Consider the following 15192-nt stretch of genomic DNA (forward strand, 5'->3'; position numbering starts at 1 on the left):
CCGCAAAAATATGGCTGCCATACTTTGTCAACAGGACCTAGCTATCGTAATCCCGGCTAAGAACCGTATACCTTATTGGACAGATCACCTCGACTTAACTGATGGAAAGCGAGTACAGACATTCCTTCTTTTCGGTCCAGGCGGTCCGGGACTGGAAGAAGGAGAGTATGAACGTCTCTCCTTTTTTCGCGCTGAAGACACGGGATGCAGGAAAGGAGCTGATGTCGGGCTGAAACCCGGCAACAGAACTGCGCTTTATTTCGAAGCCGCAGACGGCGTTTTCTGCCGCAACCTTGACTGTGATATTCCCGTCCGCAGTTGATCGGTACACAAACGAACGGGTGGTGTCGTGGGTAAGTGTGCCAGTGACTTCATGAGAGATCTTATCCGTGGACAGGAAGATTTCGGTAAATGGTTCCTTGGCGGGCGCGCCGGACGCCATCAACAACAGAAGTCCGAAAGACAGCAGTGAGGTTCGCATGGATGATTCTCTTAAAAATCATCCTGCGCACGATTGGGCGGTAATAGCCAGTCAATTCGCTTTGGCCGTCTCGCAAAGGCAAAGACACCGATGCTGCTTATAATCCTATAGGGACGTAACGCGGCCTGACCGGGCTGATCATCTCACATATCCGCCCGGTCTCTCGTCCCTGCTTTGTTGATCTGCCTTCCTCCCGGCAAACAGGTCACGCTCAAGGAGAGCAGCAAAGCGCGTAACTATAGACGGGATGGAAACTTCTGTGTGAAAGCAGTGTGTTGCCGCCCAAATGTCCGACTTTATAGCCAAAATCGGGCGGCCTCCTTGCCAAAATCAGAAATTGAGCCTATATAACTGCTATCGACCATTGCTTGTGACGTCGGTCCAGAGCTTAGCTCCCGTCGGATTTCCTCTCAAAACATCGATCCAATTCCGCAAAGCATTGCGGGAACAACAACGATTGCTTTGAAAGGAGATCGTTATGAACACTGGTATTGTGAAGTGGTTTAACGCCACCAAGGGCTTCGGCTTCATTCAACCTGACGATGGAAACACGGATGTATTCGTGCACATTTCGGCTGTTGAACGTTCCGGCCTCGGTTCGCTCGTTGATGGACAGAAAGTCCGTTACGATATCGTTCAGGACCGCCGGTCCGGAAAGAGTTCCGCCGACAACCTTCAGGCGGCATGAATTTGTCATTCGCTCCCGCTGACCACGGATGTACTGGCAGCAGAGTTGAGTGACTGTGAGAGGTCGGGTTAACACCCGGCCTTTTGTCTTTTATGGCGATCGGAGGTTTTTATGCCGGAAGTCCGTTACCGTCCCCGGGATACGATCGTTCTCAAGCCAAATGCACTCGGTAGCGTGCAGCCGGAGAGAGCCGGGCAGATCATTGCACTCCTGCCCGAAACACAAAGGTCGGTGCGCTACAGGGTACGTCTTCAGGGCGAGAATTTCGATCGAAGCATCGATGAAGATGATATCGACGCTGAGGCTTCGACCGCACGCAGGCCTGATCCCAATAGCGATTCATCGCGCGGCGAACACGGTTCTACCTGGATCGATCTATCCATCATCCGAACCAAGAAATAGCGGCAGTTGTCGTACAAGGAGAGATCTTGCAGGTCATCGTCAGAGACAACAATATCGACCAGGCGCTTCGCGTTCTTAAGAAGAAACTGCAGCGCGAAGGTGTTCTGCGGGAGATGCGGGCTCGGCGCCATTATGAAAAGCCCTCTGAAAAGCGTAACCGTGAAGAGGCCGAGTCCATTCGTCGTCATCGCAAGATGGCGAAGAAGAAGATGCAGCGCGAGGGATTGCTCCCCGCCCCCAAGAAAGTTGTCCGCCCACGCTGACCATTCGTCACGCCGTGCGGAAAGGAAGTGGTCGCGACGACCATGCCCCCTGCAAACCCGTCGGACCCGAAACAGCTTGCCGGAACGGTGATAGAGGCGCAGACTTCCCCCATCGGCAGCCATTTCAAGGGAGCTGCTGCTTCAGGATCAATGACCCTGGCCCCAAAGAAAGGAGGACGTGATGTCTTCCGACTTTTATCCCGCATGCCTGGCACGCAATCTCGTTCGTGCCGGAACGTTCGGATACCGCGAGAATGTGGACTTGTGCTCGGTTCCAGACAACGCCAATCGCACCGATGGCCAGCGCAACCTGCCTACCGTGAATTTCGTGGCTTTTCCCAATTTCAGTGGAAGAAGGAAAACGGGGTATCCGGATACGCCCGTGCCTTCCGCCTGACGAGTACGCCAAGCGTCCCGTCACCTCTGCAAAGCGCCCATCTCCGCCCGCCAGCATTCGCGAGCGGTTTCAACAGCAGACCAGACCTGTATCCCACGAGATATTCCGAGGAGGAAACAATGGCCAAAGGCCAGATACGTAGCAACCGCGAAGCCCGCAAGCCGAAGAAAGACAAGACTGCCGCTCCGCCTCCTCCTCCCTCTGGATCGCAAGTCAAGCTGTCAGGTGGCGACACAACAGGGTTCGGCAAGAAGAAATAGCCGAATCTTGTCACTCCGGTCCGCGCCAGCGCGGGCCGATCCCTTCACCCGTCAAAAGGATAGAAAAGTGAACATCGACATCACACGCCAAGCAGCCGATCATCTCTTTCGGCCACCGGATACCGAAACCGGCTCCAATGCGGAAAAGCTTCGGGCACTTCGTCACCGACTTCAACTGCGCAAACGCGAACAACGCCCCTTGGAACGCAAGGTTCGACAGGAAAAGCGAGCGCGCCGCCCATGTCTATCCTGAATTTTCGCGGTAACAGATCCGTGCCCGAACGCCCGGCCGCATCCTGGTCGGCCAAGGATGATCGCATGAACGATTTCGATTACAGCTCTGGAGCCGGGCTATTTGCCGGCAAAAGGCTGAAGGGCAGTAGTGGCACCCGGTATAGACGTTTCGAGACGGCCGCCGAGGCGGTTCGCTTCGCCATCGAAGATCTATCCGGTTCGCAGTTGCGTGGGTCCATACTCGAAGTAGACGAAGCCCGCTTCAACGATCAACAGATTCGTATGCTCTACGACGCACCTCGGTTCCCGCTCGCACGCCGAATTCGGTGACCGGAAAACCGTTCAAATCATCGGCACGCGTCGTCCGTGCCGTATGCGAGAGAACGAGAATAGAATGACCATATTCTCTGTTCGGCACCTGACTGCCTATCGCTACTCCCGGCCGGTCGCATTCGGCCAGCATCGGCTGATGTTTCGTCCTCGCGACAGTTTCGATCAAACGCTGCTCGCCTGTTCGCTCGATGTTTTTCCGCCGCCGGAAACCGTTCGCTGGATACACGACGTTTTCGGCAATTGCATTGCCCTGATCGACATTGCCGGGGCGTCATCGGAATTGCGGATCCAGACCTTGATCAGGCTCGACCATACCGCCCATGTTCCGCTTGACCTCGAGATGGACCGGCAAGCCTTCCGCTTTCCCTTCGCCTATGATCCCGAGGAAGCGATAGACCTCAAACCGACCATCCTGCGCCAATATCCGGACCCCGAAGACAGCGTCGGGAAATGGGCCCGACAGTTCGTGCCGGTCGGGAGGACTGCCCGCACCGGCCATGTGCTGATGACTTTATGCTACGCGATCCGGGAAAGCTTTAGCTATGTTCGCCGCAGCGAGCACGGCACGCAACGTCCGGCCGAAACTCTCCGGCTACGCAGCGGCACCTGCCGGGATTTCGCGCTCCTGATGACCGAAGCCACGCGCTCGCTGGGTCTCGCCGCCCGCTTCGTCACCGGCTACATCTACGTTCCCGATCGCGACGGCCCGGCGATGCTCGGCGGCGGCTCGACACACGCCTGGTGCCAGGTCTACCTGCCGGGTGCAGGCTGGGTGGAATTCGACCCGACCAACGGTATCGTCGGCAATCACGATCTCATCCGTGTCGGTGTTGCCCGCGATCCGCGGCAAGCAATTCCGCTTTCCGGCAGCTACGACGGTGGGCCGGACGATTTCGCCGGAATGGACGTACAGGTCAACGTGACCACCGAACACGGCCGTGGCAGCTTAACCGACGGCTAGGCGGAACGCTCCGCCCATAACCGGCGTTTACTTCTATCGATCTATTTCCAACGCAAGGAACGGAACAACATGAAGATACGCGCAGGTTTTCGCCTGGGATACGAATGCGAACACGAAACGCCGATGTTACTCGTTCTCAACATTCACCCCTCCCGCCGCGTCGATCTTCTGGGCGAACAGACGCTTGTCTTCGATCGCCCCATCGAGGCCTGGAGCTACACCGACGTCTTTGGCAATTCCTGCAATCGTATCGTCGCACCGGCTGGTCTCACGACCATATCCACGACATTCGAGATCTACGACAGCGGCCTGCCCGATCCCGTGCCGGAAGACGCCATCCAGCACGACATCAGCCATCTGCCTGACGAGGTGTTGATCTATTTGCTCGGCAGCCGCTACTGCGATACCGATCGCCTCGCGGAGTTCGCATGGAAGACATTCTCGACGACGCCACTCGGCTGGCCACGCGTTCAGGCCATCCTCGACTTCGCCCATGGTCGCATCGCCTTTGACTATATGAAGGCCGATCCTCTCAGAACCGCATTCGGCGGTTTTACCGATCAAACCGGAGTTTGCCGCGACTATGCCCATCTCGCGATCACGCTCTGCCGCTGCATGAACATTCCCGCCCGCTACTGCACAGGCTATCTCGGCGACATCGGCGTGCCGAAGGATCCGAACCCGATGGATTTCAGCGCATGGTTCGAGGTCTATCTGAGTGGCCGCTGGTATACCGTCGATGCGCGCCACAATACGCCCCGCATCGGTCGTATCCTGATGGCAACCGGCCGTGATGCGACGGATGTTGCGATGTCGACCGCTTTCGGGCCGGCGCTGCTAAAGCGTTTCGAGGTCACCACTGAAGAGATCGTCAGTTGAGCGCAGCGATCACCAGCCCTGTTTTAAACCACAAAGCTAACAGCTCCAAAGACGCCCCTGCGTCTCGGCGGGAACACAATTAACGCATACAATATTTCATCGGTAGCATCTGAAGCGGGCGTTGCCGGCCGAAGGTTTCAACCTTCGCCCCAAGATAAGGAGGACCTCATGTCTTCTAACGCTTATATTTCTAACTACGCCTGCTCGGCCTTGGCCGAGTACACCGTCTCCGCACCCAGCATAGCCTTCATCATCTACGTCACTGCCGAGGGTTGGATATGGTAACAATCCGTCGGTTTACACATGTCGTGACATCGCAGAATTACAAGAAAGACGTTCTCATGCGTCTTCTGAAACGTGAGGCCTACTCTACTGCCGACCTGTCAGCTTCCGCAGGACTGGACTACGACGACGAACAGTCAGCCATTCAACGTATCCGGGCAGCGACGATAGACGCGGGCGGATATCCTGCGTCACAGCACGCACGCCGATACACAGCCTTGGAACTGGAAAGATGGGAGAACGAGGGTGGTACTCTCGTGCACGCGAATAACAGGGAAGCGTGCACTCAAGAAGAGGATAGATGAATGCTTGCTCAAAGATATGAATGCCAACTTGAGGCGTCCGGAATGTGGAGTATCATCGACACGTTTACGGGACGGGTGTGCGAGATCGGCGAACAGGATGTTCACCGGCTTCGGCAAAGCGATACGGTTAAGAAATCTAATTTTTAGATATCAGATCCGTCACCCCTGCGACCAAGCACTGAGATGCGGAAGCGGCGTAAGCTCTTCTTTTGCCATCCGAATGTAGCCGCGCCCATATTGCCATCTATGGCTGCATAGAGCTTTTCAAGCGGTCTTCAGAGCTACGATGAAGTTCACTTAAGCCTGCCAAAGCACTCCATCCACCCTGCCGTCGATCCAGTCGGACTTACATCCTTATCTCCCTGCGCCGAGCGACATCCTTGGCATTGATAATGGCGCAATAGATTTGCGCTTGCTCTCCCGAAAGGCCAGCAAGAAACCATGTCGATGGCATTGCAGGTTGGCCGGTGAACACGTCATAGACTGTCCAGCTCATATCAATTTCCTGCCGGAGGCTGTATCTTAATGACATCTCACGCATACAGCCTCTCCGAGCATGAGGACAGCGACGAAGAGGCGCCGCAGTTCATCAATCCCAACAAGCCGTTTTGCGGCCGGGCTGAAGCAATGGGCCAGATTCGCGCGCTAGACCGAGCCATGTTGGACCGGAAAGAGCCCCATTCGATCACGCTGTTTCTGCGCATGGGTGTGCGCCAAGTTTCGCATATGGAATCTTTGTACGGAAACTCTACCCTTTTCATATACGATAACGACCCAGAGTTTGCCGTCCACCCAAACGGAAACGTCATCGTTTGCGGGGGAATAGGCTGCAGTGATCATCAGCTCGGCCTTTCTGCCCGTCGAATTCAGAACCTCGGGACCTGAGAAAGACCTTCTGCTATTCTCGCCTCCAACGCCAGCATGTTAACGATCACGTACGACAATCGCGTAGCATTAATCTCCTGCAGATCGGATAGGTTGGCAGAACGCGTGTCACCAGCAGGTCATGCCGAACCTTCTGGCATCCGCCGGTATCCCGAAATAAGAGTGCGCAAGTGCCGATATATGAGCCCGTTTTTCTGGATGCCTCGCCTACACATTCAAAAGAGAATTTCAGAATCAAGATAATCCAATGGACCCCGGCCGCACTCATGGCAAAATGGGTAAAAGGCCATCAGTTGAAACTGAGCCGCTCTCCGCCCGATAACACCCGCTTTGATTATCAAGGTCAACGTACTTCACCGGCAGGTTTGCGCCTTCATTTGGGTCGTTCAAGTCTCGCTGTGGGGTCCTCGAAAGCCGTCGGTCAGCTTATTCGTCGGCTGATAAGAAATATTGGGTTTTAACTGCCTTCGCGCTACTGCTTGCTCCCGGACTTGCTGGCCGTCAACGCGCGCCTTAACCGCGGAGGAAAGCCGTTGTCATGTCGAAGGCTCACCAGCGCGTGATCTCTGTATCGACGGTGCACAACGACGTTCATCTGACCCGTGGCGTCGACGAGATCCAGATCTCGGCCTCGCTGAAGGAGCTTCGTGACGGCCTGGCGAGGCCCCATCCTCGATCGCCGACCGATCGACTTCAATGTGCACGCGACCTAAAGTGCCATCCCGTCTTAGAGTGACGTGAAAGTCGGCAGACCCCGTATCGGGATTGGGGCCCAGCGGTGCCATGGGCGACAGGTAACGGCCAGCCGTCCCGCAAGGTGTGACAGGTTATGCACCGATGGAGGCGTCAGCCGGAAGGCCATAGAGCCTCAGCCGTTGCATTGAACAGAGTCTGGAAAAGCCAGGACAGAGAGGCAGCTTCGATGAAGATACGTGCCGGGTTTCAAATCGCCTATGATTGTCAGAATGACACGCCTATGCTGCTGGTCCTCAAGGTTCACCCATCGAGGGAACGGGATCTCTGCAGCGAGCAGGCGCTTGTGTTTAACCGCGTGAGCTCGCAGAGGGACTATCTTGACGTTTTCGGCAACGCCTGTACGCGCATCGTTGCGACGCCCGGCATGACCACGATATCGGCTCAGTTCGAAGTAAGCGACCGCGGCGTGCCGAAGCTCTTGCCCGGGCAGGCAGTGCAACTCCCAATTCAGGACTTGCCCGATGATGTGTTGGTTTTCCTGCTTGGCAGTCGCTATTGCGACACCGATCGTCTGACCGATTTTGCCTGGAAACAGTTTTCCGCGACACCTCTCGGCTGGCCGCGGGTCAAGGCCGTCCTCGATTTCGTTCATGGCCACCTCGCCTTCGACTACGACCGGGCCGACCCGATGCGCACGGCCCATGGCGGCTTCATTGACCGGACGGGCGTGTGCCGCGATTTAGCGCATCTGACCATCATGCTCTGCCGATGCCTCAACATTTCCGCCCGCTATTGCACCGGTTATCTTGGTGATATCGGTGTGCCAAAGGATCCGCATCCGATGGATTTCAGTGCCTGGTGCGAGGTCTACCTCGGCGGTCGCTGGTGGACCGTCGATGCCCGCCACAATGTGCCGCGCATCGGACGTATTCTGATGGCGAGGGGGCGCGAGACTGCCGGACTATGTCGTTCTGATTTCGACAGTAGGCGGGATATCACTCTTTGGCCTGAGTGGCTTTGTCATTGGCCCTATGATTGCGGCGCTCTTCATTTCCGCGTGGTCCCTGTTCACCAAACAACAAGATCAGCGGGCGGAAATTCGAGCCCAGCCGATGGATTCGAGAAAAAAGGCTGGAGAGAAGTTTTCGGAATAAATTACGGTGCCCGCGCTGACAGTCGTAGGGCATGGCAGGTCTCATAAACCTGTAAATTCACCAGCGTCGCATCTTTGCGCTGCTTGTGCGTCCCTATTGCAATTTGTGATTTGTGCACTACTTTGAGATCAATGGCAGCCACTTTACGGGCGCTGTCATTTTACGGGCGGCACGCACCCGAGCCCCAGCAAAGGAGGACGATATGTCTTCCGACAGCAATCCGCTTCTGCTTGGCATCACAGATATCGGCATCATCACAGACGTTCTTCGCTACAGTGGGTTTCAATACCAGGAGCCGATGTGTGAACTCGACCGCAAGGCGGCCAGGTACGCGCTTGAACTTTATCAGAATGGAACGAGGCAGCCAGATGCGCTGATCGCCGCGGTCAGCACGTGGGCCGAACGTGTCTCTGAGGGTCGTGATCAAACGACCGCCATGGGGATTGGCGTATGAGTCTCTCCTTTGCGAATAGGACACGGACCTACGACGAGCGCCGCAGTGTCATCCGGTTTGTCGGCCACGATGGATTGAAGCAGATCGTCTTCCTGCTGTCCGTGGGGCTTTTTGATCAGGACAGCTCTGCCTTGAGGCTGCGGGAGCAAGGCTATCTGATGGCCTTCGATCAGTGCCGCAGCCGAATCCTGGAGATCGCGCGCGCTCTGTATCAGAAGAACAACCGGTCGATGATCGAAATGGATACGAACGCTGTCGGCTCTTCACTGCGGTTCGCGAACTGACTGGTTGCCGATCACAGTTTCAGCGTAATCCAGACGAGGAGATGACCATGACACTCGAAGTCCTTGTTTCCGTCAGCGCGGTGGAGGCCCATGAACGTCCTGAAGGACGTTTGTTCGCTCTGCCATGGTAGGCGGGCTCTCGTCACGCGACGCTGAGGCGAAAGCAGAGCAGCGGACCTTACGATCTCTGCTCAAACGTTCAGACTATGCGACTTCTGATCTTGAGGCCCAGGAGGGCCCTGATCGCGCACGTGAGCATCGGATAATTGAACAGATTAACGACGGCATGATCATGGCCGATGGATACCCCGCTTCCAAGCGACAGCTTGTCCTTGCAGAGCGCGCTGCGCTTTCTCGCTGGGAAAATGAGGGCGGGAGTTCTTCCCCTCCCGGAACCGCTGAAAACCAGGTGCTTGAGGGGAGCGACGATGGCGAAGGGCGCTGACATCGTGGTCCTGGCCGATGTCAGGTCGAGATTGACTGCGGCACGACCGACACACCTGACAATAGTTGAGATTAAACCCATCGGTCCAGGCAAGACGTGCACAGTGCTCATGTTCACGGGCCGGACCATGATGACTTCGGCAAGCAAGCCGTAACACTCATCGGCTCTTGTGATGCCCCCCAAGATCGCAACGTCACCAAAGGGATTGGAACATCAGATGTTCACGCGAACGAAAAAGAGAACCGTACATTTCAATGCACCCTTCACGCTGACAGGTCTTCAGGGCGTGTACCCAGCGGGTCACTACGATGTTTTGGACGACGAGGAGCAGATCACCGGGCTCTCCTGGCTCGCCTATCGGCGCGTTTCCACCATGATCGAGGTAGCGTCAGGCAACAAGAAGAGCTTGATTGATATTGACCCGTCGGAACTCGATGCCGCCCTGGAGAAGGACAAACTGCTTGCAGTCTCGGAACAGTGATTGGGAATCGATCGTCGACCCGTCAGGCCTGTAGTCCCCGCCACGTCGAGTTAACCCTCCAAGTCGAGCTAGCCCTCTAAAAGGAGAAACGGCATGCCTTCTCATCGTTTTACCATCGGCCAGATAGTCCGCCTCGTTACGACGAAGGGGCTGTCGCCGATGGTCGCCGTTACCTACACAGTCGCGGCTCCGATGCCCGCCTATCAGAACAGCCCGCAATACCGTCTCTGGAATGCTGAACTTCACCAGGGGCGTGTCGCCCTTGAGCGGGAACTTGAAGCGGTAGAACCCCAATGATTTTGATTTCTTGACCGTTTACGGCAACTAGCTTGCCATTGTGCCCTGAAGGGGAACATCCATGAACAAGCCAACGCGTATCGCTTTCATAGGGAATTCTCCCCCGCGACAGTGTGGCATCGCCACCTTCACGAGTGATCTGTCGCACGCCATGGCCGAAAGCGCCACCCGTGTCAGGACCAGCATTATTGCCATCACGGACGAGGAGCAGAGTTATGCCTATCCGCCCGACGTGATCTTCGAGATTAGGGAGTCCGAGCCTGAAGATTATGTGACCGCGGCGAGGATCCTGAACGAAGAACGGTTCGACGCTGTATCACTACAGCACGAATTCGGTATCTTCGGTGGATCCGACGGTGAATTCATCCTGAAACTCCTGTCGCATCTGCGGGTGCCAGTCGTTACAACCTGCCATACGATCCTTGCGGATCCGACCCCTTCACAACACCGCGTGCTGAAAAAGGTCGCCGCACACTCCAATCGCATTGTCGTTATGGCGGAGCGCGGACGTCTATTGCTCACGCAAGTCTATGGGGTTGCGCCAGAGAAGATAGACGTCATCGCGCACGGCATACCTGATCGCCCCTTTCATGACCCGGAGTTCGCCAAAGTCGAACGGGGTTACGTGGGACGTCCGATCATCCTGACATTTGGCCTGCTCTCGCCGAACAAGGGCATCGAGGTGGTGATTGATGCCATGCCCGCGATCCTGGAGCAGAACCCTCAAGCGCTCTATATCGTGCTTGGGGCCACCCATCCGACATTATTACGCAAACAGGGCGACACCTATCGAGACAGCCTGCGTCACCGCGCGGAAAATCTCGGGGTCGACCACGCCGTGGAATTCCTCAATCATTTTGTTGACCTGCCGACATTGCTCGACTTTATCGCCATGTGCGACGTCTATGTGACGCCTTATCTCGACGAAGCGCAGATGACGTCTGGAACGCTGGCCTACAGCTTCGGCATGGGCAGCGCAGTCGTGTCGACCCCCTACTGGCATGCCCTAGAACTTCTGACGGATGCACGCGGCGTTCTCGTTCCTTTTGGCGACGCATCGGCGACTGGCAAGGCGATTGCCGCTTTGCTCGGCGACGATGACCGTCGAATGGCCATGCGCCACCTCGCATACGATGCGGGACGCTCGATGATCTGGTCCCATGTGGCCGAACTCTATCTGGAGAGCATGGCAAAGGCGCGCGAATCCTCCCGGCCGAAACTCGTCAGTGACCTCGTCTCCTTGCGGATCAAGCAGCCGGCGCAGCGAACGGCGTTGAAGCTTGGTCATTTCCACGCCATGTGTGACGATACCGGCATTGTTCAACATGCCGTCTTTTCTGTGCCCGACAGGTCCCACGGTTACTGCGTGGACGACAATGCGCGGGCGCTGCTTCTATCTTCTCTGCTGTCGAAAGCTGCCGAGATTGGAATTACCGATCGGACGACGGCGTCATTTGCGGCCTTTGTCGAGCATGCGTGGAATCCGGAGACAGGTCGTTTCCGCAACTTCATGAGCTTTGATCGCCGCTGGCTCGAGGACGAGGGGTCCGAAGACAGCCACGGAAGGACGCTCTGGGCCTTGGGCGGCTGTGCGCTGTCCGATAGCGATGCGCCTCGCCGCCGCTGGGCCAGCGCGCTCTTTGCGAAAGCCATGTCCGTTACGCTCGGCTTTCGCTCTCCCCGAGCCTGGGCTTTCACGTTACTCGGGTTGAACGACTACTGCAGGGCCAATCCCCACGATCCCCACGCACGTATGCTGCGCGTTCGGCACGCCGAAAATCTGATGGATCTGGAACGGCGTGTGTCGAAGAGCGGGCGCCGCTGGTTCGAGGAAGGACTGTCCTACGAAAACGCGCGACTTAGCCAGGCTTTGATTGTCACGGGCCTGTCTACCAAAGTGTCTGCGTTTGTCGAAACGGGATTAGCTACACTTCAATGGTTGATGGTCCAGCAGACTGCAGACGCAGGTCACTTTCGCGCCATTGGCACTGAGGGCTTCTTCGATATCGGCGAGCCACCGAAGCCATTCGATCAACAGCCGGTGGAGGCCACGGCAACGATATCGGCATGCCTTGCCGCTTATGAAGCGACCTCCGACAAGCACTGGATAGAGGTTGCCAACAGAACCTTCAATTGGTTCACGGGCAGCAACGATCATGGGATCTCCCTTGTCGATCCGGAAACGGGGAGTTGCCGTGACGGCCTACACGCAGACCGCCCCAACGAGAATCGCGGCGCTGAATCCGTGCTCTGTTATCTGATCTCCTCAATCGAGATCGGGAGAGTTCATCAGGCACATACGCCCATGCTTCCCGGGGTCGTTTTCCGGCAACTCTCATGAGCCGGATCACCCCTCATCCAGACAGAGCAGGATCCCTTTTGCCCCAAGACAGCCTTCTGAACCGGCAGGCTCTTTATCTCAGGCCCGACCCGACACGCGTGATCGTGCGCCCATTCAAGCCATCAACCGAGCCGCGCCACCTCAACCCACGTGACAAGAGCAGAGCGAACGAGATTGTCGACCGTGTTCTGTCGCTGGACCCGATAGCCACGGACCAACAGTTGCGCGACATCCTGGCCAATTTCGACGGACGGCATCGCAACCTGCTGCGGCAGTTCGAACTGCGGGCGGATGCGATGGAAGATGCATTCCACCATCACCAGCGATTCAGCCAGCAACAGAGGCAGTTGGTCGGGGCCTATTTCATGAACGAGTATTCGTTCGAATCCGCAGCCCTCTTCAATCCCAGTATCGTTGCACATCCAGACCAGTCTGGCGTCGTCGAGGGTAGCAGGCGGGTGATCCTTAGTCTCAGGGCAGTCGGGGAGGGCCACATCTCCTCGCTAACCTTCCGCTCGGGTGTGCTTGATCCGAATGGTGCTTTGGCCGTCGATCCTCCGACACGGTTGGCGGGGCTGCCTGACATTCATGCCCATGACGGACTCGCGCCGGCCGGCTGTATCGGGCTCAGCTTCAATCGTGATAGCGACCTCAGTGAGCGCGTTGTCTTCCCGGTCACCGAGGCCCAATCCAACGGCATCGAGGATGCCCGTTTCGTGGCCTTCGAGGACGAAGGGAAGACCATTTATTTCGCAACCTATACGGCCTATAGCGGCTCCTCAATCCGCTCGGAACTCCTTGAGACGACAGACTTCGCCAGCTTTACGCTGACCCCTTTGCGAGGACCTGCTGCCCGCAACAAAGGCATGGCGCTCTTTCCTCGGCGGATCAACGGTCGCTACGCGATGATTGCCCGGCAAGACAGCGAAAACCTCTTCCTCCTCTATTCTGATGACCTGCATTACTGGGAGGAAGGGCAGATGCTGATGAAGCCGGAATTTGCCTGGCAGTTCGTACAAATTGGAAACTGCGGCTCGCCAGTCGAAATCGACGAGGGCTGGCTCCTGTTCACCCACGGGGTGGGGCCTATGCGACGCTACGCGATCGGGGTGACCTTGCTCGACAAGCAGGACCCAAGCATCATTCTCTCGCGGACAGTCGAACCCCTGCTGCAGCCGGATCCGACGGAGCGGGAAGGCTATGTGCCCAATGTTGTCTATTCTTGCGGTGCAATGCGACACGGCGATCTGATCGCCCTGCCTTATGCTGTGTCGGATTCTTATTCCAACTTCACGACAATTAGGATCCGTGGGCTTCTGGAGACAATGCGTCCCGTCGCGACGAATTCATGACGATGAACCGTATTGGAACGCGACCGAGAGGAGACCCGTTGTGAGCCTGTCGCTTTTCAAATCAAGGTTCCTTGAAGACATTTTGCCGACTTGGGCCGCACTGGGCTTCGACAAGCACTGCGGGCAATTCGTCGAATATCTGGCGCTCGACGGATCGCCCCAGAGTTCGGGTGAGGTCCGTAGCCGAACTGTGGCACGACAGATCTATGTGCATGCGCATGCGGCCCATCTCGGCGTCGCATCACCCGCTTCACTTCAAATGGCTGAGGCGGCCTTTGCCAATCTGCACCGCGTCGCTTGGATTGGCGGCAGGCGTGGTGGTTACGCTAGAGCCTTCAACCGCCATACCGACAGCATCACTGACCCCATCCGCGACCTCTATGACAGTTCCTGTATCCTGCTTGCCCTCTCCTGGCTGCTGACAGCCACAGGCAAGGACATGTACCGTCATCACATCGATCAGGCACTCATCGCAATCGACCGGACATTGAAGGATCCTTTCGGCGGGTGGGCCGAAGACAGCGACGGAAGCCTGCCGCGCAGGCAGAACCCGCACATGCACTACCTCGAAGCGACCCTGGCCCTTTGCGAAAATAACCGAACATTCGCTCACATGAGGGCGGAAGGTAGGGCCTTCGCACTCCTGCGCTCGCATTTCCTGGTCGGACCAAAAGGGCCGCTTCACGAGTTCTTCGGGCCGCAATGGGAACTCGCCGCCCGATACGGATCGGATCGGCTGGAACCCGGTCACATGTGCGAATGGGTGTGGCTGACGACACGTCATGACATGCTGGCCGACAGCGACCACACCAAGATCTGCCTTGACCTGTTCTCGACCGCTCTAGCGATCGGGCGCATCGAGGGTTCGCCCTTCCTTGTCGATGTCGTTTCGGCGGTTAGGCCCGTTACCCCGTCGCGGCGGCTCTGGCCTCAGGTGGAGATGCTGAAGGCCTTCTTGTCACTCTACGAGCGTTTCGGTTTTCGAGGATATCTTGTCGAGGCAAACGACGTGGCTGCTGCCATCCTGGGGGCCTACATGACCGGAGCGCCTCCCGGTTGCTGGCATGACCGCCTCGACACGAATGACATGCCGATTGCCCGCACAATCCCTGCAAGCTCACTCTATCACCTCTGGACTGCGGTTGCGGACCTGGTCGAAGATGGCAGGCAGGCACGCCCGCTCCCGGTCTGCTAGTCACACATGCATGACTTCTGGGGGAAAGGGAATCAGTCTGTCTTGATTTAGAGTTCGAGATTGAAAGCGGACTGTCTGTTTGCGTGAAGAGTTTCGGGCGCCGGCAGGCGTACGAAAGTCCCC

General features: G+C 57.0%; 18 protein-coding genes and 2 pseudogenes. 18 read left to right on the forward strand and 2 right to left on the reverse strand.

The genetic code is table 11. The annotated features are described in order from the left end of the window. Positions 1-94: 94 nt before the first annotated feature. Positions 95-481, reverse strand: a complete 387-nt coding sequence (locus J5N58_RS25535; RefSeq protein WP_244714234.1) for a hypothetical protein — start codon at positions 479-481, stop codon at positions 95-97. Positions 482-959: 478 nt separating this feature from the next. On the opposite strand from J5N58_RS25535, the gene J5N58_RS25540 reads away from it, so the two are divergent. The 7 genes from J5N58_RS25540 (at position 960) to J5N58_RS25570 (ending at position 4898) form a co-directional block, all read left to right on the forward strand. Continuing rightward, entirely contained in the window at positions 960-1169 is a 210-nt protein-coding gene (locus J5N58_RS25540) for a cold-shock protein (protein ID WP_244714236.1), read from the forward strand. A gap of 111 nt (positions 1170-1280) precedes the next feature. Beyond that, positions 1281-1571, forward strand: a complete 291-nt coding sequence (locus J5N58_RS25545; RefSeq protein WP_244714238.1) for a cold-shock protein — start codon at positions 1281-1283, stop codon at positions 1569-1571. A 26-nt stretch (positions 1572-1597) separates the two neighbouring features. After that, positions 1598-1834 (forward strand): 30S ribosomal protein S21, encoded by a 237-nt coding sequence (gene rpsU / locus J5N58_RS25550; protein WP_244714241.1) that lies wholly within the window; start codon positions 1598-1600, stop codon positions 1832-1834. Positions 1835-2015: 181 nt separating this feature from the next. Beyond that, a complete protein-coding gene (locus J5N58_RS25555; protein ID WP_244714243.1) occupies positions 2016-2231 on the forward strand; it encodes a hypothetical protein in 216 nt (71 codons plus the stop codon). A gap of 578 nt (positions 2232-2809) precedes the next feature. Beyond that, a complete protein-coding gene (locus J5N58_RS25560; protein WP_244714245.1) occupies positions 2810-3055 on the forward strand; it encodes a hypothetical protein in 246 nt (81 codons plus the stop codon). Positions 3056-3119: 64 nt separating this feature from the next. After that, positions 3120-4019: a transglutaminase family protein gene (locus J5N58_RS25565; RefSeq protein ID WP_244714247.1), complete on the forward strand. Its 900-nt coding sequence runs from the start codon at positions 3120-3122 to the stop codon at positions 4017-4019. Between the two features lie 69 nt (positions 4020-4088). Beyond that, positions 4089-4898: a transglutaminase-like domain-containing protein gene (locus tag J5N58_RS25570; protein WP_244714249.1), complete on the forward strand. Its 810-nt coding sequence runs from the start codon at positions 4089-4091 to the stop codon at positions 4896-4898. 933 nt (positions 4899-5831) lie between these two features. On the opposite strand, the gene J5N58_RS25575 is transcribed toward J5N58_RS25570, so the two are convergent. Continuing rightward, a complete protein-coding gene (locus J5N58_RS25575; protein ID WP_244714251.1) occupies positions 5832-5981 on the reverse strand; it encodes a hypothetical protein in 150 nt (49 codons plus the stop codon). 29 nt (positions 5982-6010) lie between these two features. Here J5N58_RS25575 and J5N58_RS25580 point away from each other — a divergent pair, with 29 nt between their 5' ends. From J5N58_RS25580 to J5N58_RS25625, 11 genes and pseudogenes are all read left to right on the forward strand, one after another. Continuing rightward, a complete protein-coding gene (locus tag J5N58_RS25580; RefSeq protein WP_244714262.1) occupies positions 6011-6370 on the forward strand; it encodes a hypothetical protein in 360 nt (119 codons plus the stop codon). 538 nt (positions 6371-6908) lie between these two features. Beyond that, positions 6909-7106 carry a hypothetical protein gene (locus J5N58_RS26070; RefSeq protein WP_425314495.1) on the forward strand — a complete coding sequence of 66 codons (198 nt, stop codon included), beginning with the start codon at positions 6909-6911 and terminating at the stop codon, positions 7104-7106. A 186-nt stretch (positions 7107-7292) separates the two neighbouring features. Beyond that, positions 7293-8039, forward strand: a pseudogene (locus J5N58_RS25585) (transglutaminase-like domain-containing protein); the annotation flags it as partial. Next, a pseudogene (locus J5N58_RS25590) lies at positions 8011-8220 on the forward strand (hypothetical protein); the annotation flags it as partial. The pseudogenes J5N58_RS25585 and J5N58_RS25590, both read left to right, overlap by 29 nt. A 202-nt stretch (positions 8221-8422) precedes the next feature. Beyond that, positions 8423-8674, forward strand: coding sequence for a hypothetical protein (locus tag J5N58_RS25595; protein WP_244714264.1), 252 nt, complete (start codon positions 8423-8425; stop codon positions 8672-8674). Beyond that, complete coding sequence (locus J5N58_RS25600; RefSeq protein ID WP_244714266.1) at positions 8671-8958, forward strand: DUF1488 family protein; 288 nt, start codon at positions 8671-8673, stop codon at positions 8956-8958. Before J5N58_RS25595 ends, J5N58_RS25600 begins: the two co-directional genes overlap by 4 nt. 662 nt (positions 8959-9620) lie before the next feature. Beyond that, positions 9621-9884: a hypothetical protein gene (locus J5N58_RS25605; RefSeq protein WP_244714268.1), complete on the forward strand. Its 264-nt coding sequence runs from the start codon at positions 9621-9623 to the stop codon at positions 9882-9884. A 93-nt stretch (positions 9885-9977) separates the two neighbouring features. Beyond that, positions 9978-10181 carry a hypothetical protein gene (locus J5N58_RS25610; protein ID WP_244714271.1) on the forward strand — a complete coding sequence of 68 codons (204 nt, stop codon included), beginning with the start codon at positions 9978-9980 and terminating at the stop codon, positions 10179-10181. A 61-nt stretch (positions 10182-10242) separates the two neighbouring features. After that, complete coding sequence (locus tag J5N58_RS25615) at positions 10243-12522, forward strand: glycosyltransferase family 4 protein (protein ID WP_244714273.1); 2280 nt, start codon at positions 10243-10245, stop codon at positions 12520-12522. After that, positions 12519-13874, forward strand: a complete 1356-nt coding sequence (locus J5N58_RS25620) for a glycoside hydrolase family 130 protein (RefSeq protein ID WP_244714275.1) — start codon at positions 12519-12521, stop codon at positions 13872-13874. The genes J5N58_RS25615 and J5N58_RS25620 overlap by 4 nt, the downstream gene beginning before the upstream one ends. A 40-nt stretch (positions 13875-13914) precedes the next feature. After that, on the forward strand, positions 13915-15069 hold the full coding sequence (locus tag J5N58_RS25625) for an AGE family epimerase/isomerase (RefSeq protein ID WP_244714277.1): 1155 nt from the start codon (positions 13915-13917) through the stop codon (positions 15067-15069). Positions 15070-15192: the final 123 nt, after the last annotated feature.

Origin of the sequence: Paenirhizobium cremeum (assembly GCF_022884085.1) — a bacterium.
In the GTDB taxonomy this organism is placed as follows: domain Bacteria; phylum Pseudomonadota; class Alphaproteobacteria; order Rhizobiales; family Rhizobiaceae; genus Allorhizobium; species Allorhizobium cremeum.

Excerpts from the sequence above, each read along its gene's own strand:
- J5N58_RS25605 (WP_244714268.1), top strand. The coding sequence starts at position 9,621 with ATGTTCACGCGAACGAAAAAGAGAACCGTACATTTCAATGCACCCTTC.
- J5N58_RS25545 (WP_244714238.1), top strand. The coding sequence starts at position 1,281 with ATGCCGGAAGTCCGTTACCGTCCCCGGGATACGATCGTTCTCAAGCCA.
- J5N58_RS25555 (WP_244714243.1), top strand. The coding sequence starts at position 2,016 with ATGTCTTCCGACTTTTATCCCGCATGCCTGGCACGCAATCTCGTTCGT.
- J5N58_RS25565 (WP_244714247.1), top strand. The coding sequence starts at position 3,120 with ATGACCATATTCTCTGTTCGGCACCTGACTGCCTATCGCTACTCCCGG.
- J5N58_RS25535 (WP_244714234.1), bottom strand. The coding sequence starts at position 481 with ATGCGAACCTCACTGCTGTCTTTCGGACTTCTGTTGTTGATGGCGTCC.
- J5N58_RS25620 (WP_244714275.1), top strand. The coding sequence starts at position 12,519 with ATGAGCCGGATCACCCCTCATCCAGACAGAGCAGGATCCCTTTTGCCC.
- J5N58_RS25570 (WP_244714249.1), top strand. The coding sequence starts at position 4,089 with ATGAAGATACGCGCAGGTTTTCGCCTGGGATACGAATGCGAACACGAA.
- J5N58_RS25540 (WP_244714236.1), top strand. The coding sequence starts at position 960 with ATGAACACTGGTATTGTGAAGTGGTTTAACGCCACCAAGGGCTTCGGC.
- J5N58_RS25575 (WP_244714251.1), bottom strand. The coding sequence starts at position 5,981 with ATGAGCTGGACAGTCTATGACGTGTTCACCGGCCAACCTGCAATGCCA.
- J5N58_RS25615 (WP_244714273.1), top strand. The coding sequence starts at position 10,243 with ATGAACAAGCCAACGCGTATCGCTTTCATAGGGAATTCTCCCCCGCGA.
- J5N58_RS25600 (WP_244714266.1), top strand. The coding sequence starts at position 8,671 with ATGAGTCTCTCCTTTGCGAATAGGACACGGACCTACGACGAGCGCCGC.
- J5N58_RS25580 (WP_244714262.1), top strand. The coding sequence starts at position 6,011 with ATGACATCTCACGCATACAGCCTCTCCGAGCATGAGGACAGCGACGAA.
- J5N58_RS26070 (WP_425314495.1), top strand. The coding sequence starts at position 6,909 with ATGTCGAAGGCTCACCAGCGCGTGATCTCTGTATCGACGGTGCACAAC.
- J5N58_RS25595 (WP_244714264.1), top strand. The coding sequence starts at position 8,423 with ATGTCTTCCGACAGCAATCCGCTTCTGCTTGGCATCACAGATATCGGC.
- J5N58_RS25610 (WP_244714271.1), top strand. The coding sequence starts at position 9,978 with ATGCCTTCTCATCGTTTTACCATCGGCCAGATAGTCCGCCTCGTTACG.
- J5N58_RS25560 (WP_244714245.1), top strand. The coding sequence starts at position 2,810 with ATGAACGATTTCGATTACAGCTCTGGAGCCGGGCTATTTGCCGGCAAA.